This is a genomic window from Pseudomonas sp. SWRI51 (assembly GCF_014268825.1).
Taxonomy (GTDB): Bacteria; Pseudomonadota; Gammaproteobacteria; order Pseudomonadales; family Pseudomonadaceae; genus Aquipseudomonas; species Aquipseudomonas farsensis.
In genome coordinates this window covers 1-21,337 of record NZ_JABWRG010000002.1, presented here as the reverse complement: position 1 = coordinate 21,337, position 21,337 = coordinate 1, and the positions used below count along the sequence as shown (strand labels likewise).

21 protein-coding genes are annotated in these 21,337 nt (G+C 63.5%); 9 read left to right on the top strand and 12 right to left on the bottom strand.

All coding sequences use genetic code 11. The features are described from left to right. Positions 1-2: 2 nt before the first annotated feature. Together HU720_RS00870 and ggt are read right to left on the bottom strand one after the other, a co-directional pair. The gene (locus HU720_RS00870; RefSeq protein WP_186516505.1) at positions 3-563 is read right to left on the bottom strand and encodes a cysteine hydrolase family protein; all 561 of its coding nucleotides are present in this window, start codon (positions 561-563) and stop codon (positions 3-5) included. Positions 564-1,132: 569 nt separating this feature from the next. Further along, positions 1,133-2,872 carry a gamma-glutamyltransferase gene (gene ggt, locus HU720_RS00865; RefSeq protein ID WP_238337589.1) on the bottom strand — a complete coding sequence of 580 codons (1,740 nt, stop codon included), beginning with the start codon at positions 2,870-2,872 and terminating at the stop codon, positions 1,133-1,135. A gap of 205 nt (positions 2,873-3,077) precedes the next feature. Between ggt and HU720_RS00860 the strand changes: the two genes are divergently transcribed. From HU720_RS00860 to HU720_RS00845, 4 genes are all read left to right on the top strand, one after another. Next, positions 3,078-3,551 carry a MarR family transcriptional regulator gene (locus HU720_RS00860; protein ID WP_186516500.1) on the top strand — a complete coding sequence of 158 codons (474 nt, stop codon included), beginning with the start codon at positions 3,078-3,080 and terminating at the stop codon, positions 3,549-3,551. A gap of 30 nt (positions 3,552-3,581) precedes the next feature. Next, a complete protein-coding gene (locus HU720_RS00855; RefSeq protein WP_186516498.1) occupies positions 3,582-4,775 on the top strand; it encodes an HlyD family efflux transporter periplasmic adaptor subunit in 1,194 nt (397 codons plus the stop codon). Further along, positions 4,772-6,307 carry a DHA2 family efflux MFS transporter permease subunit gene (locus HU720_RS00850; RefSeq protein ID WP_186516496.1) on the top strand — a complete coding sequence of 512 codons (1,536 nt, stop codon included), beginning with the start codon at positions 4,772-4,774 and terminating at the stop codon, positions 6,305-6,307. Before HU720_RS00855 ends, HU720_RS00850 begins: the two co-directional genes overlap by 4 nt. Before the next feature lie 96 nt (positions 6,308-6,403). Next, a complete protein-coding gene (locus tag HU720_RS00845) occupies positions 6,404-7,150 on the top strand; it encodes an SDR family oxidoreductase (protein ID WP_186516485.1) in 747 nt (248 codons plus the stop codon). Between the two features lie 11 nt (positions 7,151-7,161). Here the strand turns inward: HU720_RS00845 and HU720_RS00840 are convergent, their stop codons facing one another. From HU720_RS00840 to HU720_RS00825, 4 genes are all read right to left on the bottom strand, one after another. Beyond that, positions 7,162-9,063: a PAS domain-containing protein gene (locus HU720_RS00840; protein WP_186516483.1), complete on the bottom strand. Its 1,902-nt coding sequence runs from the start codon at positions 9,061-9,063 to the stop codon at positions 7,162-7,164. 166 nt (positions 9,064-9,229) lie between these two features. Continuing rightward, positions 9,230-10,639, bottom strand: coding sequence for a GntR family transcriptional regulator MpaR (mapR, locus tag HU720_RS00835; protein WP_186516474.1), 1,410 nt, complete (start codon positions 10,637-10,639; stop codon positions 9,230-9,232). A 38-nt stretch (positions 10,640-10,677) separates the two neighbouring features. Then, positions 10,678-12,087, bottom strand: a complete 1,410-nt coding sequence (gene ccoG / locus HU720_RS00830; protein ID WP_186516472.1) for a cytochrome c oxidase accessory protein CcoG — start codon at positions 12,085-12,087, stop codon at positions 10,678-10,680. A gap of 121 nt (positions 12,088-12,208) precedes the next feature. After that, complete coding sequence (locus tag HU720_RS00825) at positions 12,209-12,448, bottom strand: DUF3203 family protein (RefSeq protein WP_186516467.1); 240 nt, start codon at positions 12,446-12,448, stop codon at positions 12,209-12,211. A 151-nt stretch (positions 12,449-12,599) separates the two neighbouring features. Here HU720_RS00825 and HU720_RS00820 point away from each other — a divergent pair, with 151 nt between their 5' ends. Then, positions 12,600-13,130, top strand: coding sequence for an MgtC/SapB family protein (locus HU720_RS00820; RefSeq protein ID WP_189659735.1), 531 nt, complete (start codon positions 12,600-12,602; stop codon positions 13,128-13,130). A gap of 590 nt (positions 13,131-13,720) precedes the next feature. On the opposite strand, the gene HU720_RS00815 is transcribed toward HU720_RS00820, so the two are convergent. From HU720_RS00815 to HU720_RS00805, 3 genes are all read right to left on the bottom strand, one after another. Then, positions 13,721-14,620, bottom strand: coding sequence for a hydroxymethylglutaryl-CoA lyase (locus HU720_RS00815; protein ID WP_186516465.1), 900 nt, complete (start codon positions 14,618-14,620; stop codon positions 13,721-13,723). Between the two features lie 20 nt (positions 14,621-14,640). Continuing rightward, positions 14,641-15,042: a MerR family DNA-binding transcriptional regulator gene (locus tag HU720_RS00810; protein WP_186516463.1), complete on the bottom strand. Its 402-nt coding sequence runs from the start codon at positions 15,040-15,042 to the stop codon at positions 14,641-14,643. Between the two features lie 63 nt (positions 15,043-15,105). Beyond that, positions 15,106-15,660: a TetR/AcrR family transcriptional regulator gene (locus HU720_RS00805; protein WP_186516460.1), complete on the bottom strand. Its 555-nt coding sequence runs from the start codon at positions 15,658-15,660 to the stop codon at positions 15,106-15,108. 79 nt (positions 15,661-15,739) lie between these two features. Between HU720_RS00805 and HU720_RS00800 the strand changes: the two genes are divergently transcribed. Together HU720_RS00800 and HU720_RS00795 are read left to right on the top strand one after the other, a co-directional pair. Continuing rightward, the gene (locus HU720_RS00800; RefSeq protein ID WP_186516458.1) at positions 15,740-16,471 is read left to right on the top strand and encodes an SDR family oxidoreductase; all 732 of its coding nucleotides are present in this window, start codon (positions 15,740-15,742) and stop codon (positions 16,469-16,471) included. 52 nt (positions 16,472-16,523) lie between these two features. Beyond that, positions 16,524-17,114: a 2-hydroxychromene-2-carboxylate isomerase gene (locus HU720_RS00795; protein ID WP_186516456.1), complete on the top strand. Its 591-nt coding sequence runs from the start codon at positions 16,524-16,526 to the stop codon at positions 17,112-17,114. 401 nt (positions 17,115-17,515) lie between these two features. Here the strand turns inward: HU720_RS00795 and HU720_RS00790 are convergent, their stop codons facing one another. The 3 genes from HU720_RS00790 to HU720_RS00780 all read right to left on the bottom strand — a co-directional run bounded on the left by HU720_RS00790 (position 17,516) and on the right by HU720_RS00780 (position 19,735). Continuing rightward, complete coding sequence (locus tag HU720_RS00790; protein WP_186516454.1) at positions 17,516-18,061, bottom strand: cupin domain-containing protein; 546 nt, start codon at positions 18,059-18,061, stop codon at positions 17,516-17,518. A 97-nt stretch (positions 18,062-18,158) separates the two neighbouring features. After that, a complete protein-coding gene (locus HU720_RS00785; RefSeq protein WP_186516452.1) occupies positions 18,159-18,692 on the bottom strand; it encodes a cytochrome b/b6 domain-containing protein in 534 nt (177 codons plus the stop codon). Beyond that, positions 18,689-19,735 carry a catalase family peroxidase gene (locus HU720_RS00780; RefSeq protein ID WP_186516450.1) on the bottom strand — a complete coding sequence of 349 codons (1,047 nt, stop codon included), beginning with the start codon at positions 19,733-19,735 and terminating at the stop codon, positions 18,689-18,691. The genes HU720_RS00785 and HU720_RS00780 overlap by 4 nt, the downstream gene beginning before the upstream one ends. Before the next feature lie 128 nt (positions 19,736-19,863). On the opposite strand from HU720_RS00780, the gene HU720_RS00775 reads away from it, so the two are divergent. Both HU720_RS00775 and HU720_RS00770 read left to right on the top strand, forming a co-directional pair. After that, positions 19,864-20,382 carry a sigma-70 family RNA polymerase sigma factor gene (locus HU720_RS00775; protein WP_186516448.1) on the top strand — a complete coding sequence of 173 codons (519 nt, stop codon included), beginning with the start codon at positions 19,864-19,866 and terminating at the stop codon, positions 20,380-20,382. After that, complete coding sequence (locus HU720_RS00770; protein WP_186516446.1) at positions 20,379-21,131, top strand: anti-sigma factor; 753 nt, start codon at positions 20,379-20,381, stop codon at positions 21,129-21,131. The genes HU720_RS00775 and HU720_RS00770 overlap by 4 nt, the downstream gene beginning before the upstream one ends. Positions 21,132-21,337: the final 206 nt, after the last annotated feature.

Below are 21,337 nucleotides of genomic sequence, written 5' to 3'. Positions count from 1 at the left end.
ATTCAACTGCCCGCCAGCACTGCGGCGCTCTCCAGAATGCGTGCATAGTCGGCAGCCAGGTTGGTGAGCGCCAGGGTGTGCACATCTTCGGCTGGCCACACGCGCCCGTTGCGGTCCTGCAGGTCGAAGGTGTAGCAAGCGTCGGCTACCACCCCGGTATCGAAGCCCAGATTGCCCGCCGTACGTGCGGTCGATTCCACCGAATTGTTGGTGCTCACTCCGACGATTACCAGTTCACTGATGCCGCGTACGTGGAGCCAGCGCTCCAGCCCTGTGTGGCAGAACGCATCAGGCACATGTTTTTCGAACACCGCCTCGCTGGCCAGCGGCGTGAAGGCGGGCTGGAATTCGCAACCGCTCTGGCCCGGCCGGAACACCGAGTCGGGCTCGCGCGATATGTGCCGCACATGCACAACGGGTCGCCCATTCATACGCCATGCCGCCAGCAGCTCGCCCACCCGCAGTTCGGCCTCTGGGTTGTTGCGCGGGCCCAGGCGTGGGTGGTTGATGCCCACTTGCAGGTCGATTATCACTAAGGCTGCATTGCTGGCGAAGGCGGGCATGTGATGGCTCCTTATCCCGGTGGCTACTGTTAGCGTTTGTCGCCCGTAGGGCTGGGATGAGTTCAATTATTTCACCGGCAGCAGGTTAACGCGGTCGGTTATTTGCAGAGCTTGGGCTCTGCGCAGGGTCATCTGATATGCTTTTTTTCTATGAACCTGCATCTGTAACCGTATCAGCCAGAAGCCGACAATCTCTTCAGGCCCAGCGTAGTGAACCGGCGTACTGGGCAAGCTGAGCCGCAACCGGCCAGCCGCGCCGTTCTGCCATCACACTGTAGAGGTTCCGATGGGCAAGCTTGTGCTGTTTCTGGGTGGTTTTCTGGCTCTGACAATTCTCATTGGCCTGCTGGGGACGATTCCGCCGAGCTGAGTCTGGGGAAACCTTCTGGTTTCAGGCCATTCGCTTTTAGTTGTGTAGGAGCGGCCTTGTGCCGCGAAAGGCTGCATAGCCGCCCCCGCGATCTTGCATGGCTGAGATTTTGGGGCAGCTACGCTGCCCCTTCGCGACACAAGGTCGCTCCTACATTGACCGCGTGAAGGCTGGGTTCGCAGTTTCATGCCCCAGGCCATCAGTCGCCTGCCGCACTGCCCTCACGCCGCGGGTCCGCGCTGCCCAGCCACCCATCACCGTCACGCACGATCATCTGCGTTCCGCTGGTCATGTCGATTTCCGTCACCTTGTGGCCGCGTTCCTGCAACTGCCGGAGCAACGCCGGGCTGACCCGCCCGGCCTCGAACTCGGTGGCCAGGTTGCGGCTACCGAAGTTGGGCATATCGATTGCTGCCTGCGGGTCGAGTTTCCAGTCCAGCAAGCCGATCAGCGCCTTGTTGACGTACTGGATGATCTGCGAACCGCCGGGCGAGCCCAATGCCGCAACCAACTGCCCACTTCCCCGCTCGAACACCAAGGTCGGCGCCATTGATGAGCGCGGCCGCTTGCCAGGCTCAAGGCGGTTGGCCACAGGCTTGCCCTGTTCGTCTGGCACGAACGAAAAGTCAGTCAACTGATTGTTCAACAGGAAACCGCCGACCATCACATGCGCACCAAAGGCCGCCTCGATCGAGGTGGTCATCGACAGCGCGCCGCCGAAACGGTCCACCGCCACCACCTGTGAGGTCGAGGTGCGTAGCGGTGAGCGGTCGGGCGCCAGCGCCAGGTTCAGCCCCGGCGGCACGCCTGCCTGGGCGCGGCCCATGCTGCGCTCGCCGACCTGCTCTGCGCGGCTGGCAAGGTATGCCGGGCTGAGTAGCCCCTTGACGTTGACCTGGACAAAAGCCGGGTCGGCCAGGTATTGCGCCCGATCGGCGTAGGCCAGGCGTTCGGCTTCGGCAATCAGGTGCACAGCGCCGGCCTGCGGCGCAAGCCCGCTCGGCTGCAGCTTGGCGATATCCCACTGCCCATCACGCTTGCCTAGGGCTTCAAGTATGCCGAGGGTTTGCAGCACCGCTACGCCGCCCGAAGAAGGCGGCGGCATGCCGCAGACCTGCCACCGCTTGTAGGGCGCGCACACCGGGTCCCGCGCCTTGGCGCGGTAGCCGCTCAAGTCGGCCAGGCTAAGGCTGCCGGGGTTGGAATGTGCGTTCACCTGGGCGCTGATAGCGTGGGCAAGCGCCCCTTGGTACAGGGCATCGGCGCCCTCGGTGGCGATAGCCTCAAGGCTGGCTGCCAGCTCCGGGTTTCTCAACTGCGTGCCGACTGGCAACGGCTGGCCGTCAGGGGTCAGGAAGTAGCGGGCCAATTGCGGCGATTGGGTGATGAACCGGTCGGCGGCAATCAGTGCATGCAGGCGCGGCGATACCGGGAAACCGTCCCGCGCAAGGGTGATGGCCGGGCCGAACAGGGTTTTCCAGGCCAACCGGCCATGTTGTTGATGGGCCAGCTCCAGCGCCCGTAGCGCGCCCGGCACGCCGACCGACAGCCCGCCGATTTGCGCGTCGGCAAAGCGCATCGGTGCCCCGTTGGGCTGTAGGAACTGGCGCGTGCTTGCCCCTTGGGGTGCTGTTTCACGCCCATCGAAGGCCTGCGCACGTTTGCCGTCCCAATAAAGGATAAACGCGCCGCCGCCAATGCCGCTGGACTGCGGCTCGACCAAGGTGAGCACCGCCTGCATGGCGATGGCGGCATCGATGGCCGAGCCGCCCAGGCGCAGCATCTCAAGCCCGGCGGCCGTGGCCAGCGGGTTTGCCGCAGCCGCCATCTGCCGCTCGGCACGCACCGCGTGCAGGCCGCTGCGGTAACCGGAGGCTATTTCCGGGGCGGCCGGGGCGGGCAGGTCGCCATGGCTGCAGGCACTTCCCAGCAATGCCAAGGCGCAAAGTGCAGAACGAGGTGTGAGGCGCGGTTTCAACGGAGTCCTTCCCCAAGGTGAGTTCGGCCGCAAGCGTGGCAGGGGGAGGGTGGCGATGTCCAGAAACTGACCTTGTAGATGAATTTTTAGTTAGCACGCTAATCAAGGCTTGGCCATTCACTGCCTAAGCAGTAACATTTGTACACATTTACTCGAGCGGACCCTGATGGCTCATTTCACTCCGGAAAATTTCCAGACCTGCGCCATCGGCATGTTGCTCGGCCGCGCAGCCCTGTTGAAGGACCGCATCCTTGACTGGCACCTGGAAGCAGACGGCGTAACGGCCGCGCAGTTCAAGGTGTTGATCATCATTACCCAGTTCCAGGTCGATACCCCGGCCGAGCTGTGCCGCTACTTGGGTCTGGACAGCGGTTCGATGACCCGCATGCTCGATCGCCTTGCCCAGAAGGGCCTGCTCGAGCGCACCCGTTGCCCCGAGGACCGTCGCCAGGTGCGCCTGGCGCTCAGTGCCGACGGCCAGCGCCTGGCCGACCGCCTGCCCGAAGTGGGGGCGGCGGCCATGAACGAGCTGGTCGGCGTGCTTCAGCCCGAGGAGCTGAAAACCCTCGAAAGCCTGCTGGCCAAGGTGCTGCTCAGCGCCGGCGACCCGCTGACGACCCGCCGTTTCGGCGATCGTTGATCCTATTCACGTCATTTCCAAGGTACTGTCATGGCCACTTCTGCAGACACCCCCAACCCGGCCACCGAGCCCGACAACACGCGCAAACGCAAGGCCTGGCTGCTCGGCCTGCTGTTGCTGCTGATCCTTGCAGGCGTGGGTGCCTGGGCTTGGTACAGCCTGGTCGGGCGCTGGCACGAGAGCACCGACGATGCCTACGTCAATGGCAACGTCGTCGAGATCACCCCGCTGGTAACCGGCACTGTCACCAGCATTGGTGCCGACGATGGCGACCTGGTGCACGCCGGCCAGGTGCTGCTGCAATTCGACCCCGCCGACAGCGAAGTGGCCTTGCAGGCCGCCCAAGCCAAGCTTGCGCGCACCGTGCGCCAGACCCGCGGCTTGTACAGCAATGTCGACTCGCTCAAGGCGCAGTTGCAGACCCGCCAGGCCGAGCTGCAAAAAGCCCAGCAGGACTACAGCCGTCGCAAGCTGCTGGCCGACAGCGGCGCCATCGCCAAGGAAGAAGTGTCCCACGCGCGCGATGACCTGAGCGTGGCCCAGGCCGCTGTTGCCAGCGCCCGCCAGCAGCTCAACACCAGTACTGCATTGGTTGACGACACCGTGGTTTCGTCGCACCCCGAAGTCATGGCCGCAGCCGCTGAAGTGCGCCAGGCCTACCTGGACCACGCTCGCACTACGCTGGTGGCGCCGGTCACCGGCTACGTGGCCAAACGCACCGTGCAGTTGGGTCAGCGCCTGCAACCTGGCACTGCGACCATGGCGGTAATCCCGCTGGATGAAGTGTGGGTAGACGCCAACTTCAAGGAAACCCAGCTGCGCCAGATGCGCATCGGCCAACCAGTGGAAATCGTTGCCGACCTGTACGGCAGCGAGGTCAAGTACAACGGCACCGTCGACAGCCTTGGCGCCGGTACCGGCAGCGCGTTTGCCCTGTTACCGGCGCAAAACGCCACGGGCAATTGGATCAAGATTGTCCAGCGCGTACCGGTGCGGGTGCACCTGAACCCGGAGCAACTCAAAGAGCACCCGCTGCGCATCGGCCTGTCCACGGTTGCCGAAGTCGACCTGCACGACCAGAGCGGCCCGGCGCTGGCCCAGCAGCCACCCCAGCAGGCCAGCTACAGCACGCAGGTTTATGACCGCCAACTGGTCGAGGCCGATGCACTGATCGCGCGCTTGATCCACGACAACAGTGCCAGCGCGAAGTCGGCCCAGCGATGAGCCAGGCAGCCCCCGCGCAGTTCTCTCCGCCGAGCCTGCTGCTGACCACCATCGGGCTGTCGCTGGCGACCTTCATGCAGGTGCTCGACACCACCATCGCCAACGTCGCGCTGCCGACTATTTCCGGCAACCTTGGGGTGAGCTACGAGCAGGGCACCTGGGTGATCACCTCGTTTGCGGTCAGCAACGCTATCGCCTTGCCGCTGACTGGCTGGCTGAGCCGGCGCTTCGGTGAGGTGAAGCTGTTCATCTGGGCCACGCTGTTGTTCGTGCTGGCCTCGTTTCTGTGCGGTATCGCCCAGTCGATGCCAGAGTTGGTGGGCTTTCGTGTGCTGCAAGGGGTTGTCGCCGGCCCGCTGTATCCTATGACCCAGACTTTGCTGATTGCCGTGTACCCGCCTGCCAAAAGGGGGATGGCGCTGGCGTTGCTGGCCATGGTCACGGTGGTCGCACCGATTGCCGGGCCCATATTGGGCGGCTGGATCACCGACAGTTACAGCTGGCCGTGGATCTTCTTCATCAACATCCCTATTGGCCTGTTCGCCGCCGCCGTGGTGCGCCAGCAGATGCGCACCCGCCCGGTGGTCACCAGCCGCCAGCCCATGGACTACATTGGCTTGTTGACCTTGATCGTCGGCGTCGGGGCGCTGCAGGTGGTGTTGGACAAAGGCAACGACATGGACTGGTTCGAGTCGTCGTTTATCATTACCGGCTCGATCATTTCTGTGGTGTTCCTGGCCATCTTCGTCATCTGGGAGCTCACCGACCGGCACCCGGTGGTCAACCTGCGCCTGTTCGTGCACCGCAACTTCCGGGTCGGCACCATTGTGTTGGTGGGCGGCTATTCGGGGTTCTTCGGCATCAACCTGATCCTGCCGCAATGGTTGCAGACACAAATGGGCTACACCGCCACCTGGGCCGGCCTTGCCGTCGCGCCGATTGGTTTGCTGCCGGTACTGATGTCGCCGTTCGTGGGCAAGTACGCGCACCGCTTTGACCTGCGGGTGCTGGCCGGCCTTGCGTTTCTGGCCATCGGCGCCAGTTGCTACATGCGCGCCGGTTTCACCAGCGAGGTGGACTTCACCCACATCGCCCTGGTGCAGTTGTTCATGGGTATTGGCGTTGCGCTGTTCTTCATGCCGACCCTGAGCATTCTGCTGTCTGACCTGCCACCGCACCAGATCGCCGACGGCTCTGGGCTGGCGACGTTCCTGCGTACCCTTGGCGGCAGCTTTGCTGCATCGCTGACCACCTGGATCTGGATTCGCCGGGCCGACCAGCACCATGCCTACCTCAGTGAGCACATCAGCACCTTCGACCCGGCAACCCGGCACACCTTGGAGCAACTGGGCGGCGCCAGCCCGCAGAGTTATGCGCAGCTGGAGCAGATTCTCAATAGCCAGGCGTACATGATGTCGACGGTGGATTACTTCACCTTGCTGACCTGGGTATTCGCCGGGTTGATCCTGCTGGTGTGGTTTGCCAAGCCGCCGTTCACCGCCAAGGCGGCGCCTGCCTCGGCCGGCCACTGACGCCATCCTGCGGCAGTCGGCCCGGGATCGGGCGATTGCCGCAGGGCCGGGTTTTCCCCTAGTCTTGGAGTTCTCCCAGGCAGACTTGGCGGACACATGGACAAGGTCATCGTCATCACCGGCGCCAGCCGGGGCATCGGCGCTGCGACTGCACGATTGGCAGCGCAGCAGGGTTACCACATCTGTATCAATTACCACGCCGACGACCAGGCCGCGCAAGCGGTGCTGGCGCAGGTGCGTGAGCTGGGCGCCAAGGCCATTGCGGTGCGCGCTGACGCCAGCGTGGAAGACGAAGTGGCGCAGTTGTTCCAGCGCGTCGACCATGAACTCGGCCCGATCACTGCGCTGGTCAACAACGCCGGCACCATCGCCACGCAAAGCCGCGTCGATGAAATGTCCGAGTTTCGCCTGCTCAAAGTGATGAAAACCAACGTGGTCGGGCCGATGCTCTGCGCCAAGTACGCCTTGCTGCGCATGGCGCGGCGCCACGGCGGGCAGGGCGGGGCGATCGTCAACGTGTCATCGGTGGCGGCGCGCCTGGGTTCACCTGACGAATATGTCGACTACGCTGCCTCCAAAGGCGCGCTGGACACCTTCACGGTTGGCCTTGCCAAGGAAGTGGCGGGCGATGGCGTGCGGGTCAATGGCGTGCGCCCAGGGTATATCCACACCGGTTTCCATGCCCTGAGCGGCGACGCCGACCGGGTTGCCAAGCTTGAGCCTGGCTTGCCGATGGGGCGCGGTGGGCGGCCGGAAGAGGTTGCAGAGGCGATCCTGTGGCTGCTTTCGGACAAGGCCTCGTATTCCACTGGCAGCTTCATAGACCTGGGCGGTGGGCGCTGAGGCGCTGCCGCTCAGCCTTCGAGTAATTCGCGTACTTTCAGGGTCAGATCGTCGATGGCAAATGGCCTGCCCAAGCGTGCCGTGGCCGCACTAACTGGTATGTCCCCCAGCGCGCGGCTTGAATCGTAGCCGGTGATGAACAGCGCGCGCAGGCCAGGGTACAGCGCCATGGCTTCATCAATCAGCTCGGGCCCGTCGAGCCCACCGGCTGGGCTGAAATCGGTGATCAGCAGGTCGGGTGCCAGGCCTGCACGCAAGGCATGCAGCGCAGCTGCGCCGGTGTCGAAGGTGCTGACCTGGTAGCCCTGCTCGCGCAACACTTCGCTGATGATCTGGCGCATGGCCTGCTGGTCTTCTACCAGCACTACCCAGCGTAACGGGTTATTGGCCTGCGCTGGCAGCTGCTGCTCAGGTGGTTCAAGTGCGGCAGGCGCCTGATCGCGGGGAAGATAGATCTCGACCAGGGTACCGTGCTCCGGGCTCGACTGGATGCTGAGCTGGCCACCGGACTGGCGCACGAAACCATACGCCATCGACAACCCCAGGCCCGTGCCTTGGCCCAGCGGTTTGGTGGTGAAAAATGGGTCCAGGGCCCGCGCCGAGGTCTGCGGGCTCATGCCGGCACCATTGTCCTCAACCTGCAACTGCAGGTAGTCGCCGGCTGGCAGATCCAGCGCCTGGGCCTGGGCGCTAGTGAGGATGAGATTCGCGCAGGCCAGGGTCAGGCTGCCGCCGCCAGGCATGGCGTCGCGGGCGTTGATGCACAGGTTGAGCAGGGCGTTCTCAAGTTGCGAAGGGTCGACGCATGCTCGCCAGTACCCTGGCCGGGTCAGGTCCAGCAGGTGAATGTGCTTGCCAAGCGATGTGCTTATCAGCGGCTTCATGTCTTGAACCAAGGCATGGATGTCGACAGGGCGCGGGGCCAGGGTCTGGTGCCGGGCGAAGGCGAGCAGCCGTTGCACCAGATGAGCGGCGCGTGCAGCGTTGTCCTGGGCGGTCTCGATCAGTTGCTTGACGTCGGCAGTACGCGCCTGGCCAAGGCGTGTGTCGGCAAGCTCCAGCGCAGCGCTGATGCCGCCAAGCAGGTTGTTGAAGTCGTGGGCTATGCCGCCGGTCAACTGACCCACGGCTTCCATCTTTTGCGCATGCCGCAACGCGTCTTCTGTATCACGCAGCCGCTGTTGCTCGATCATGCGCTGCGTGATGTCGTAGGCGAACAGATAGGCGCCGAGTATATGGCCCTGAGTGTCGCGCAGCAGGTTGAAACGCATCTCGAAATGCCGCTCGGCGGGCGGTATTCTCACCAGGACGTTCTCGATGAACACTTCGCCAGCCAGTGCTCGCTCCCACAGTGCCAGCAACTGTGCGTGGGCTTCGGGGTAGGTTACCGGGTGGTCGCGTAATGATTTGCCCAGCGCCGGCACTGGCAGGTTCAGCATGTGCAAAGTGTGGCGTGCAGTGCGGTTTATCGCCTGCAGGCGCATGTTCGAATCGACCACCACCACGTTGGCCAGGCTGCTGTCGACCAGTTGCGCGTACCAACTGCGCTCCGCTACGGCCTGGTCCAATTGTCCGTCGCGGGGCCGCAGGCCTGAAGGGGGCTGCCAGTCGTCGCGGCATTCGTGAAACAGCACGCCCATGCGGCGGGCGCTAGCAGGCTCCAGGCGGTAGATGGAGACCCGCAGGTCACGCCCGGTGGCCTCCAGGCGTTGCTCGATGTGCTTGGGTTCGCCGGTGTGCAGTACCGAAGCGTAATGCCGGATCCACGCGTCGGCCTCTGCGGGCAGGCTTTCACGCAGCGTGCGGCCGATAATCTTGCGCAAGCCTGCGTGGCGGGTGCAGGCGTCATTGGCATACACATAGCGGTAATCGCTGATGGGGCCGTGAGGCCCGTCGATCAGCCGACAATACAAAACCCTTCACGCATGTGCGCGCAGAGCCATTTGAAGCGCTGCGCATCGTCCCCAGGCTGCGCGTCGGGCATGGCCCAGAGGGGCGCGTCGTTGTCTGACATAAGTTGGATCCAAAATTGACAAGGCCAACTATAGCCATTTGCCAGGCCGCGCGCACGGCCTTCGATCAGAAAGATCTGATAATAGTGCCCAGGGTCGCCATGGCCTGTTCCGCCGCATCGCCCCACGGGCTGCCGTAATTGAGGCGAATACAGTTACCGAAACGCCGGGTCGGCGAGAAGATGGGCCCCGGTGCAATGCTGATGCCTTGTGCCGAAGCCATATGGAACAGCTTCAGCGCGTCCATCTGTTCGGGCAGTTCCAGCCACAGGAAGTAGCCGCCCGAAGGTTGGCTGACACGGGTTTGCGCCGGGAAGTGCCGGGTAATGGCGGCAAGCATGTTGGCCTGCTGGCCCTCCAGCGCATAGCGCAAGCGGCGCAGGTGGCGGTCGTAGCCACCATGCTGCAGGTAGTCGGCAATCGCCGCTTGTGCTGGCATCGATGCACACAGCGAGGTCATCAGCTTGAGCCGTTCGATTTTCTGCGCAAAGCGCCCAGCCGCCACCCAGCCGATGCGATAGCCGGGTGCCAGGCTCTTGGCGAACGAGCCGCAGTGCATCACCAGCCCTTCGGTGTCGAAGGCTTTGGCCGGTTTCGGCGCCTGCTGCGAGTAATACAGCTCGGCGTACACGTCGTCTTCGATCAGCGGCACTTGGTGGCGCTTGAGCAATTCCACCAGTTGTTGTTTCTTCGCCTCCGGCATGCTCGCGCCAACCGGGTTCTGGAAGTTGGTCATGCACCACACGGCCTTGACCGGGTGTTTGTCGAGGGTTTGTGCAAGCACTGCCAGGTCCATGCCTTCGCGCGGGTGCACCGGAATTTCCACCGCCTTGAGCTTGAGCCGCTCCAGTATCTGCAAACAGGCGTAGAAGGCCGGCGCCTCAATGGCCACCAGATCGCCCGGTTGGGTCACTGCCTGCAAGCACAAGTTCAAGGCTTCCAGGGCGCCGTTGGTGATCAACAGCTCTTCCATGGGCAGCATCAGGCCGCCAACCATGTAGCGCAGGGCAATTTGCCGGCGCAGTTGCGGGTTGCCAGGCGACAGGTCGGTCACCACTACCCGAGGGTCCATGGCCCGGCTGGCGCTGGCCAGCGAACGGGCCAGGCGCTGCAGCGGGAACAGCATGGGGCTGGGGAAGGCCGAGCCGAAGGGCACGGTGTGCGGGTCCTTGATCGAGTCGAGGATCGAAAACACCAGCCCGCTGACATCGACATCGGTGGACTCGCCCGCCGGCACCTGCACTTCAGGCTCGCTGAACGGGCGCGGGGTGTGGGCGTTGACGAAGTAGCCCGAACGCGGCCGGGCTCGGATCAGCCCGCGCCGCTCCAGCAGGTAATAAGCCTGGAACACCGTGGACGGGCTGACCCCGTGGGTCTGGCTGGCGTAGCGCACCGACGGCACCCGCTCCCCGGGGCCGAGCACCCCGGTGCGGATCAGTTCGGCGATGTCGTCGGCAAAGCGTTCGTAGCGTTTCATGTTGTTCTGCACAGGCAAGGTCATCCCAGTGTACCGGCTCAGCGATTCATCGGCGCAACGAAGCGGCTTTGCGCTGTGGTGCGGATGCCGGGTTGGTCGCTGTCCTGAAGTTCGAACGTCAGTGGTTGCGAGCTGCTGGTGGGGCGGTCGGCAAGCAGTGCTACCGACACGGCCTGCTCGCTCATTTCGCCTGCGGCCAGGGTGAAGGTGGTGCGACCGTGCAGCTCGAAGCCCTCGGCATCCGTCAGGCGCAGGTTGTACTGCTGAGGTTCGTTGGTCTTGTTGATGATCTTGAGCAGGTAGATGTTCTCGATCTGCCCCTGGGCGTTTTCGCGGAACAGGCCGCGGTCCTTGATCACGTCCATCGACACCATTGGGCGCCATTGCAGGGCCAGAATGAGCGCGCCGATCATCACCACCAGCGCGGTGGCGTAGCCCAACAGGCGCGGGCGCAGCCACTGGGTGGTACCGCCTTGCAGGTTGTGCTCGGACTTGTAGCCGACCAGGCCGCGGGCGTAGCCCATCTTGTCCATGACTTCGTCGCAGGCATCAATGCAGGCCGCGCAGCCGATGCAGGCCATTTGCAGGCCTTCGCGAATGTCGATGCCAGTAGGGCAAACCTGCACGCACAGGGTGCAGTCGATACAGTCGCCCAAGCCTTGCTGGCGCGGGTCGCTGCCTTTCTTGCGCGGCCCGCGGGCCTCGCCACGGCTTGGGTCATAGGCCACCGCCAGGGTGTCCTTGTCGAACATCACCGCCTGAAAACGTGCGTACGGGCACATGTGCATGCACACCGCTTCACGCAACCAGCCTGCGTTGATGTAGGTAGCGGCGGTGAAAAACAGCACCCAGAACAACGCCACGCCGCCCAGCTCGAAGGTGAGCAGCTCCAGCGCCAGTGGGCGGATGGGGGTGAAGTAGCCGACAAAGGTCAGCCCGGTCAGTAGCCCGATGGCCAGCCACAGCGTGTGCTTGAGGCTGCGCCGGGCCAGCTTGGACAGGCTCCAGGGTGCGGCAGCCAGCTTGATGCGCTGGTTGCGGTCGCCTTCGCAGACCTTTTCGCACCACATGTACAGCCAGGTCCAGGTGCTTTGCGGGCAGCTGTAGCCGCACCACACCCTCCCGGCGAAGACGGTAATGGCGAACAGGCCGAACGCTGCGATGATCAGCAGCGCCGACAGCAGGATGAAATCCTGTGGCCAGAACGTCGCGCCGAAAATATGGAATTTGCTCTCGGCCAAGTCCCATAGCACGGCCTGGCGGCCATTCCACTGCAGCCAGGCAGTGCCGAAGAACAGCGCAAACAGGGCACCTGCGAAGCTTATGCGCAGGTTGCGGTAGAAGCCGGTGAAGCTTCGGGTATGAATGCCGCCGCCTGGCTGGCTTTTGCTCTTGTCGGCGGCGGCGGGGGCAATCTCGATCACACGGAAAGGGATACGGTCGCTCATGGTTCATCGCTCATCAGGCCTGGATCAGGCTTGGGCACTATGGCCGCCGAACTGTTTGCAGCACAGACTCAGCTAAGGCGATAAAAACCGGATCAGATTAACCCCTGTATAGACGCAGCCCTTAGATTATCGAGCCTGGCGAGGTGGTCTTCAGATGCCTGCGGCTATCTACCGCACCTGCAACAGTCAGCGCATCGGCCTCGGCTTCGGTAATCGGAATGCGTTCCCCAGCCAGAATCGCCACCGACATGCGCAGTTGCTCATCGGTCACGATCTCGACCTCAGGGCCGGTGCCTTCCAGGCGAATGTGGTCGCCGATCAGGGTGCAGTGGCGGGTTTGGGCATCAACTTCAACAGGCATGGCGCAATCCTCCAGCGGTGACAGTTACAGATTGCGACCGCAGCGTGGAGAGGGTTGTTGCATCGAGCCGCTCGGTGGTGCCGATGGCACCCGCGCCGCAGGCTGTGGTCGGTGTTGTAAGAGGCTTCAGCGGTTAAAGGAGAACAGTCAATTGGAAACACTATGGGCAACTGTGGTTTCGGCGATCCAGGCCGAGTTTGCCGATATCACCGATGAACGCGAAGTGACCCGCGTGCTGGTGCGCCTGCTGATGGCAGCGGTGCTGGGCGCGGTACTGGGCTTTGAACGCGAGAGCAAAGGCAAGTCTGCCGGGGTACGCACCCACATGCTGGTATCGCTGGGGGCGGCCCTGTTCGTGCTGGCGCCGAGCATGGCCGGGGCCGATGAACAGGCGCTTAGCCGGGTGATTCAGGGCATCGTCGCTGGCATCGGCTTTTTGGGCGCTGGCACCATTCTCAAGGGCAATGGCCGCGACACCAGCCATGTCAAAGGCCTGACCACTGCTGCCGGGCTATGGATGACCGCGGCCATCGGCACGGCTGCGGGCATGGGGCGTGAGGCTACAGCGCTGATCAGTACCGTGTTGGCGCTACTGGTGCTGGGCACCATGCCAAAGCTTGTGGAGAAGGTTGAAGCGGACAACGAGGAAAAACGCCGCGAAGAAGAGGGCGGTGAGCGCTGATTCGGCGGGAGGTGGCGTTTTACGAAGGCCAGGAAGCACTGAGGGGAGCCTAAGCTCCCCTCAAAGTTGTTGCCTGCTCTTTTTTTATTATTGAGACCGGCCTTTTGTTGTTTTTGTCAGCCATCGCCTCGGTACCGCAGGGCCCCCAACCGGGGCCAAGAGCAAACATATTTTTTTGAGCGCTGACCTGCATTTATCCAGTGGATCCGACCTTGACTGCCGCTACCTTGCCGGTAGTTTTATTGTTCTGTGTCCGGTCGCGGGTTTGACTGCCAGGCAGCTCACCCTGAAAAGCACGTCTACTTCAAAAAAATCTGCTAGCTACGCTTCTGCCGTGTTGTTCTTGTTATGTCAGAACCGTTTCGTCTTGTTTTTATTGGGTGTCGCTGTTTTTTTGTTTTTGTTGTGCAAGAGATATAGCAGGTGCCGTGCCAACTTTTTAAAGCCCTTTAAATTCAATGGCTTATCTATTTTGATCGAAAGTTGACCACCCGAAATTTTTGTCGATTTGTTTCCCTGTTACCCGATTTTCTCTCGCCAGGTGTGGGCGAGGTAACACTTCACCCACACCTGTGTGACATTCGTGTGACTCAACCCGCGCTGCGCGCCCGTGCGACCCGCGAGCCAGTGGCGCGGCCCAGTACTGCACTGATGCGCAGGCCGGCGGCGATCAGCTTGTCCAGGTCTATGCCGGTTTCAATCCCCAGCCCTTGCAGCATGTACAGCACATCTTCAGTGGCAATGTTGCCGGTAGCGCCCTTGGCGTACGGGCAGCCGCCCAGGCCCGCCACGGAGCTGTCGAACACGGCGATGCCTTCGAGCAGGCTCGCGTAGACATTGGCCAGCGCCTGGCCGTAGGTGTCGTGGAAGTGCCCGGCCAACTGCTCGCGTGGCACCTGCTGGGCCACCACCTCGAATAGCCGTCGGGTGTCACCGGCGGTGCCGGTGCCGAGGGTGTCGCCCAGCGACACCTCATAGCAGCCCATGTCGTGCAGCGCGCGGGCTACCGGGGCCACTTGCTCAGCGCTGACGCGCCCCTCGTACGGGCAGCCCAACACGCACGATACGTAGCCGCGCACCCGCACCCCATGCTGTTGCGCGGCCTGCATGATGGGCTCGAAACGCGTGAGGCTTTCGCTGACCGAGCAGTTGATGTTGCGCTGCGAGAACGCCTCAGTGGCGGCTGCGAACACCGCCACTTCCTTGACCCCGGCCGCCAGGGCGTCCTCGAAGCCGCGCAGGTTGGGGGCGAGCGCCGCATAGGTAACACCTGCGCGCTGCTCGATGCCGGCGAATACTTCGGCAGAACCCGCCATTTGTGGCACCCACTTGGGCGAAACGAAACTGCCCACCTCGATGTAGCCGAGCCCGGCGTCGGTGAGGTCGTTCACCAGTTGTACCTTGTCGGTAACACTGATGGGCTGGGCTTCGTTCTGCAGGCCGTCGCGCGGGCCAACTTCGACCAGGCGCACTTTGCGGGGCAATGACATGGCGGGGTTCCTGTAGCGGATCAACGGTGATCAGGGCGGGTATCGAGGGTGGCAGCCAGTGCCTGTTCGCAGCGCTCCTGGGCGGTATCGAGCTCAAGGTGCATCTGCTGGATATCGAGCATCTGCTGCTCAAGCTGGGCACGGCGTTCGGCAATCTTGCCGAGCATGCTGTTGAGCTGCTTCTGATTGCCGCCGCTGGGGTCGTACAGCTCGATCAGTTCGCGGCACTCGGCCAGCGAGAAACCGATGCGCTTGCCGCGCAGAATCAGCTTCAAGGTGACCTTGTCCCGCGCCGAATAGATGCGCTCCATGCCACGACGCTCGGGGCTGAGCAGCCCTTGCTCTTCGTAAAAACGGATGGCCCGGGTGGTGATGTCCAGTTCACGGGACAGGTCGGAGATGCTGTAGGTCTGGCTGCTCATGGTGTGGCTCGAAGGGCTGATGGGGCTAACCTAAGGCCAGCTTGACGTATGCGTCAAGCTTGGTTACTCCGTTTCATCGAAGGCCTTGTGCACCTGGTTGCGGCTGGCTTGCAGCACCTGTGCCTGTAGCGGCTCGCTGGCCAGCATGCGGCCGACCACCAGCGCCCCGACACATTGGCTGATCAGCGCCCAGGCCTGTTGCGTATCGCCCAAGGTCAGGCTCCAGGCGTCGTGCAAGTGCACCAGCCAGTGCTCGGCTTCTTCGCGCACCGGGCGTTCGGCACGGGCAATTTCGACACCCAACGGAGGCAGCGGGCATCCGCCTTCGGGGTTGTGCAGGTGGGCCATCGAAAGGTACTGATCGAGCAGCCGTTTGAGCCGCTTGCGGTCAACCGTGCCCTGCGCCAGAGGGCTGTTGCACAGTTCGCGGCGCACCACTTCGGTAAACAGGTCGTCCTTGGACGGGAAGTGATTGTAGAACGCGCCGCCGGTAAGGCCGATAGCCTTCATCAGGCCGGCCACCCCGGTACTGGCAAAGCCGCCGCGCTTGGCCAGCGCGCCACTGCTGGCCAGCAGCTTGTCGCGGGTTTGTTGTTTGTGTTCGGTGGAGTAGCGCATGACAGCACCTGGCTTGACCAAGGCGTGATCGTAGCATAGCGTTCGTTTACTAAACGATCATTCACCAATGGAGCGTTGCATGGCAGACCAAGCGAAAGTGGTGCTGGTGGTGGGGGCGGGCGATGCTACCGGCGGTGAAATTGCCAAGCGCTTTGCCCGCGAGGGTTACATCGCTTGTGTGACACGCCGCCAGGCCGACAAACTACAGCCTTTGCTGGACCAGATTCGCGCCGCCGGTGGCCAGGCACACGGCTTTGGCTCGGATGCACGCAACGAGCATGAGGTGGCTGAGTTGGTCGAGACCATCGAGCGCGATATCGGCCCGATCGAGGCGTACGTGTTCAATATCGGCGCCAATGTGCCCTGCAGCATTCTTGATGAGACCCCACGCAAGTATTTCAAAATCTGGGAAATGGCCTGCTTTGCCGGTTTTCTGACGGCGCAGGCCGTGGCCCGGCGCATGGTCCCGCGCGAGCGCGGCACGCTACTGTTCACCGGTGCCACCGCCGCTACCCGGGGTGCGTCAGGCTTCGCCGCCTTTGCCGGGGCCAAGCACGCGTTGCGCGCATTGGCCCAGAGCATGGCCCGTGAACTCGGCCCGCGGAACATTCATGTGGCCCATGTGGTGGTGGATGGCGCCATCGATACGGCATTCATTCGTGATAGCTTCCCCGAACGCTACGCGCTCAAGGGCCAGGACGGCATCCTTGACCCTGTGCACATCGCTGACAGCTATTGGTACCTGCACAGCCAGCCGCGCGATGCGTGGACATTCGAGCTGGACCTGCGGCCGTGGATGGAGCAGTGGTGAGCCGCGCTTGTTACCTGTTACCGGCAACCTTACCTGTGCAAGGACCACCACCATGAACAAGACCGTAGCGTTCTACTTCGACCTGGGCAGCCCCGCCAGTTACCTGGCCTGGACCCAATTGCCTGCGCTGTGTGCCCGTAACGGCGCGCATTTGAGCTATCGGCCGATATTGCTTGGCGGTGTGTTCCAGGCCACCGGCAATGCTTCGCCAGCGATGGTGCCGGCCAAGGGGCGCTATATGTTCACCGACCTCAAGCGCTTCGCCGACCGCTACGGCGTCGGCTTCGGCATGCCGGCGGGTTTTCCGATCAATACGCTGAACCTGATGCGCGGGTTGATAGGCACGCAACTGTATGCAACCGAGCGGTTCGAGGCGTTGCTAACGGTGCTGTTCGAGGGCCTTTGGGTGCGCCAGCGCAACCTCTCTGAGCCAGCAGTGCTGGCGCAGACCCTTGGCGAAGGCGGGTTTGATGCGGTTGAATTCCAGGCACTGGCGGCTGAGCCGCAGGTCAAGGAAGCATTGAAGCTGGCAACCCAGGAGGCTGTTGGCAAAGGGGTATTCGGTGCGCCGACGTGTTTTGTCGGCGAGCAGATGTTCTTCGGCCAGGACCGGCTGGACTTCGTCGAGCAGGCCTTGGGCTGAGGCCCACGATACCGGCGTAGGCGGTGCCATCAGTCTGGGTGGTTTGGCATTCCAAGTAAGCCCACGCCGATTATGTGCAACCCGCTACCGGCCTCATCGCAGGCTAGCGCCAGCTCCCACAGAGGCGGTGCTTAACCGCAATATTGCTGGTGGGAACCAATCCTGTGAGAAACGATAGAGAGCTGTGGCAAGCCCGCTCGCCACAAGGAGATATGCCTGGCGAAAACAGAGTTGTACAAAACCATAGAACCTCCCACGGGGACCGTGCAGCGCTGCGACATAAATGCCTGGCTCAATCCCTGTGGGAGCTGGCGGCAGCCTGCGATGGGGCCACCACAAGCTTGCACAAAACCATGGAATTTCCAGCGCTGCCAGCCTCGCGCCAACCGATCACGGCGCGATCAGAAGTTCGCCGGAGTGTTGGCGCTGATGATCTCGGCCTCGTCGGGGCCGATGTTCTTGAAGGTGTGCGGCAGGGTGGTGGGGATGTAATAACCGTCACCTGCGTTGAGGATGCTCACCTGGCCGTCGACCCACAGCTCCATGGTGCCACGGGTGACCAGGCCACATTCTTCGCCCACGGCATGCACGATAGGTTCGCCGGAGTCCGCGCCCGGCGCATACAGCTCGCGCAGCATGCGCATTTGCCGGCCTTCGACGCTGGCGCCGACCAGCAACATACGCAGGCCGTTACGGCCAAGGTCGGGCTGCTCGGGGCCACGGAATACAAAACGTTCTTCGCGCACGGGCTCGTCGAAACTGAAAAACTCTGCCAGCGACATGGGGATGCCTTCGAGCAGTTTTTTCAGCGAGCTGACCGACGGGCTGACACGGTTCTGTTCGATCTGCGAGATCGTCGAGTTGGTCAGGCCGCTGCGGCGGGCCAGTTCACGTTGCGAGAGGTTGTTGCGTTCACGCACCAGTTTGAGTCGTGTCCCCGTGTCCATAGCCGCCTTGTTTGCAGAGGTGTCAAAAATAATGGGCGACGCATTAAAACACACTCTGCCTCCCTTATCGCGCGCTGTACGTCAGGGCGCGCAGTGGTCAGCTGCGGCGGCCCAGCGGGCCGGGCCACATGCTGCGTAACACCCCGTCGCGGTGCACCAGCGCATGCATCAGCGCGGCGGCCAGGTGCAGCAGGACCGTGGCGAACAGCACGTAGCCGGCCCAGCCATGGGCCTGGCGCAAGATCGCGTACAGCTGCAGGTCGTGCGGCGCAATGGCCGGTAGCTGCAACGGGCGCGGGTAGCCACCTGCCGACAGCATCGCCCAACCGAGCAGCGGCATGGCCAGCATCAGCAGATACAAAAGCACGTGCGAGGCGCCTGCGGCCAGGCGCTGCAAGGGCGGCAGGGTGCGCGGCAGTGGCGGGTGGGCAAGGCTCAGGCGCAGCGCAATGCGCAGCACCACCAGTACCAGCAGGGCTAGCCCTGTGGCCTTGTGCAGTTCCACCAGCAGCGGGTGGCGGGTGGACAGGTCGCCGACCATGCTCACACCGATGAACAGCATCGCCAGGATCAGCAGCGCCATTAGCCAGTGCAGCAGCCGGGCCAGGGGGTGGAAGGCGGTAACACTCATGGCTTGGCTCCTTGTTGCAGGGTTTCGGCACTGCGCCGGTTGAACGACACCGAATAGGCCGCCGAACGCGCCGCAAGGATGGGGTCGGCGGAGGGTTCGATGCCGTGGGGCAGAATCAGTGGGTCGAAATTCAGGTCGCGGCAGGCGCCTTGTTCGGGCCCGTCGACCTGCTCGAGCACCAGGGTGCCGGCGTTGACGCTGCGCCGTTCGGCCGGCCATGGGTTGGCGGGGTCGTCCACGGCATCGCCGGGCTCGGCCAGGGTCAGGCGCAAAGTCCAGCGCAGCGGGCCTTGTGCCAGGCGCTGCTTGAGGTCGTGCTGAAGCAGCAGCTTGTCGTCCACCTGGGCGGGCAGGGCAGTGAAGGGGGTTTGCGGCTCCAGCGTCCAGCGCACTGGCTGGGCCTGGCCGTTGGCGTCGATCAGGCGGAAGGCGTTGATGCTGTTGTAGGCGGTGCTGGCAAAGCTGTCGCTGGGTTTGTAAGCCGCGGCCCATTGGCGAAACGCCGCACTTTCAGGGTGGGCTGCAAAAAACGCTTGCAGCCTGGCTGGGTCGGGTTTGCCGGTGGCCGGGTCTGGCGTGGCGGCCAGCACTTGCGCGTAGAACGCCTCGGGGGTGCTGACGGCCAGTACCGGAGGGTTGTTCATGCCGGTGCGCCACACTTGGCCATCGTCGCTGCTCAGTTGCAGCGCCAGGCTGCGTACCGGCACGGCGGTATCGGGGGCGAAGGGGTTGGCGCCGCCGATGGCGAAACGGCCAATCACGGGCACCTTCTTCTGGCTGAACACCCGCGCGCTGGAAAGCGCGGCAGCCTGGCCATTGCTTTCAAAGTAGCCGCTCACACACAGGCCTTTGGCGTGGTTCTTGCGATAGCCGGGGTGGTGCCCGGCCTGGGCCTCGAAGGTGTCGATGATGCGCTGCGGGGTAAGCTTGCTGGCGCCGACCCAGCCAGCGGCATAGGCAAAGCCTGCGCCCAGCGCCGCAACGGCGGCAGCGATGGCGGCCAGGCGCAGGGCCTTGGCGGAGCCGTTCAGGGGAGCGTTCATCAGGTCATCCATCATGCGGGTTGTGAGCCAGTACGACGGGCGGGCAATGGGTTTATTCCACCGCCATGGAATAGATTGCCTGCCGGTGCGTCTGTGCCTTTACACTGACTGCCCACCGGGGCCTGAACATGCATGATCTGGACGACCACCATTGGCGCGAGCTGCTGCAGCGGCTGCGCCGCTTCGCCTTGTGGCTGTGCCGCGACCCCGGCAGCGCCGACGACCTGGTGCAGGCCACGGTCGAGCGAGCGTTGAGCCGCTGGCGCCAGCAGCACAGCGAAGACGGCCTGCGCCCGTGGCTGTTCACCATCCTGTATCGGCTCTACCTGGACGGCAAACGCCGCGAGCGCCTGCACGCACGCTGGCTCAGCCTGTTTGGCCGTAGCCAGGCCGAGGAGCCGATCGGCGATAACGTCGAGAGCATCGTGCTGGCCCAGGTTGACTTGCAGGCGTTTGCGCGGCTGTCCACCGAACAGCGTGCGTTGCTGTTGCTGGTCAGCGTCGAAGGCCTGAGCTACAAGGAAGCCGCCGAGACCCTCGGCATCCCCATCGGCACAGTGATGTCACGCCTGTCGCGCGCGCGCGCCGCCCTGCGTGACCTGACAGAAGGCAACCCCGCGCCACCGGCCTTGCGGAGACTCAAATGACCCAGCTGATCCCCACTGAAGACGAACTTCACGCCTTCGTCGACGACCGTTTGCCGGCTGCGCGCCGGGCCCAGGTCCAGGCCTGGCTTGCGGCCAACCCGCAGGAAGCGGCGCGCCTGGATGCCTGGAGCGCCGATGCCCGGCGCCTGCGCGCAGCATTGGCGGGGTTGGCCGAGCAACCCGTGGACCCCGGGCTTGAACTTGCGCCGTTGCGCAGGCGTTTGCGTCAGCGTCGCCAGCGCCGGCTGGCCAGTGCGGCGCTGCTGCTATTGGCGGTCGGGCTGGGCGGGCTGGGGGGCTGGCAGGCGCGGGAGGTTACCTTGGCCGCACGCGAGTTGCCGATGGCCGATGCGGTACAGGCCCACCGGTTGTTTGCCGACACCCGCGCGCTGGACATCCAGGCCAACGACCCAGCGCGGTTGCAGGCGTGGTTGGGTCAGCATTTCAATCGTGTGGGGCGGTTGCCTGATTTGAGCAGCTATGGCCTGCAGCCGGTGGGGGCGCGGTTGCTGAGCAATGAAGCGGGGCCTGCTGCCTTGTTGGTGTTCGAGGACCGCGAGGGGGTGCGCATCAGTGTGTTCCTGCGCTCGCCGGGGCAGCACTTTGAGCGCATGCCCACTGGGCAGCGCACCGATGGGCAGTTGGAGGCGCGGTATTGGTCCCATGGGGACTACAATTTTGCCCTGGTCAGTGGGGCGGATGATGCGCGCGGGGAGCCGCTGCGCCAGGCGTTGAACGTGAGTTTGTGAGTGGTTGGTAGAGCACCCGTCAAACATCGCTATCACGGGCTGGCGCGGTGTTTGTGGGTTTTGTACAACCCTGTACTGGCCTCATCGCAGGCTGTCGCCAGCTCTCATGGAACAAACGCTAACTATCTGATTTACATGGATAACGTGGGAGCGGGCTTGCCCCGCGATAGCAATAGCACTGCCAACATCGCATCGCGGGGCAAGCC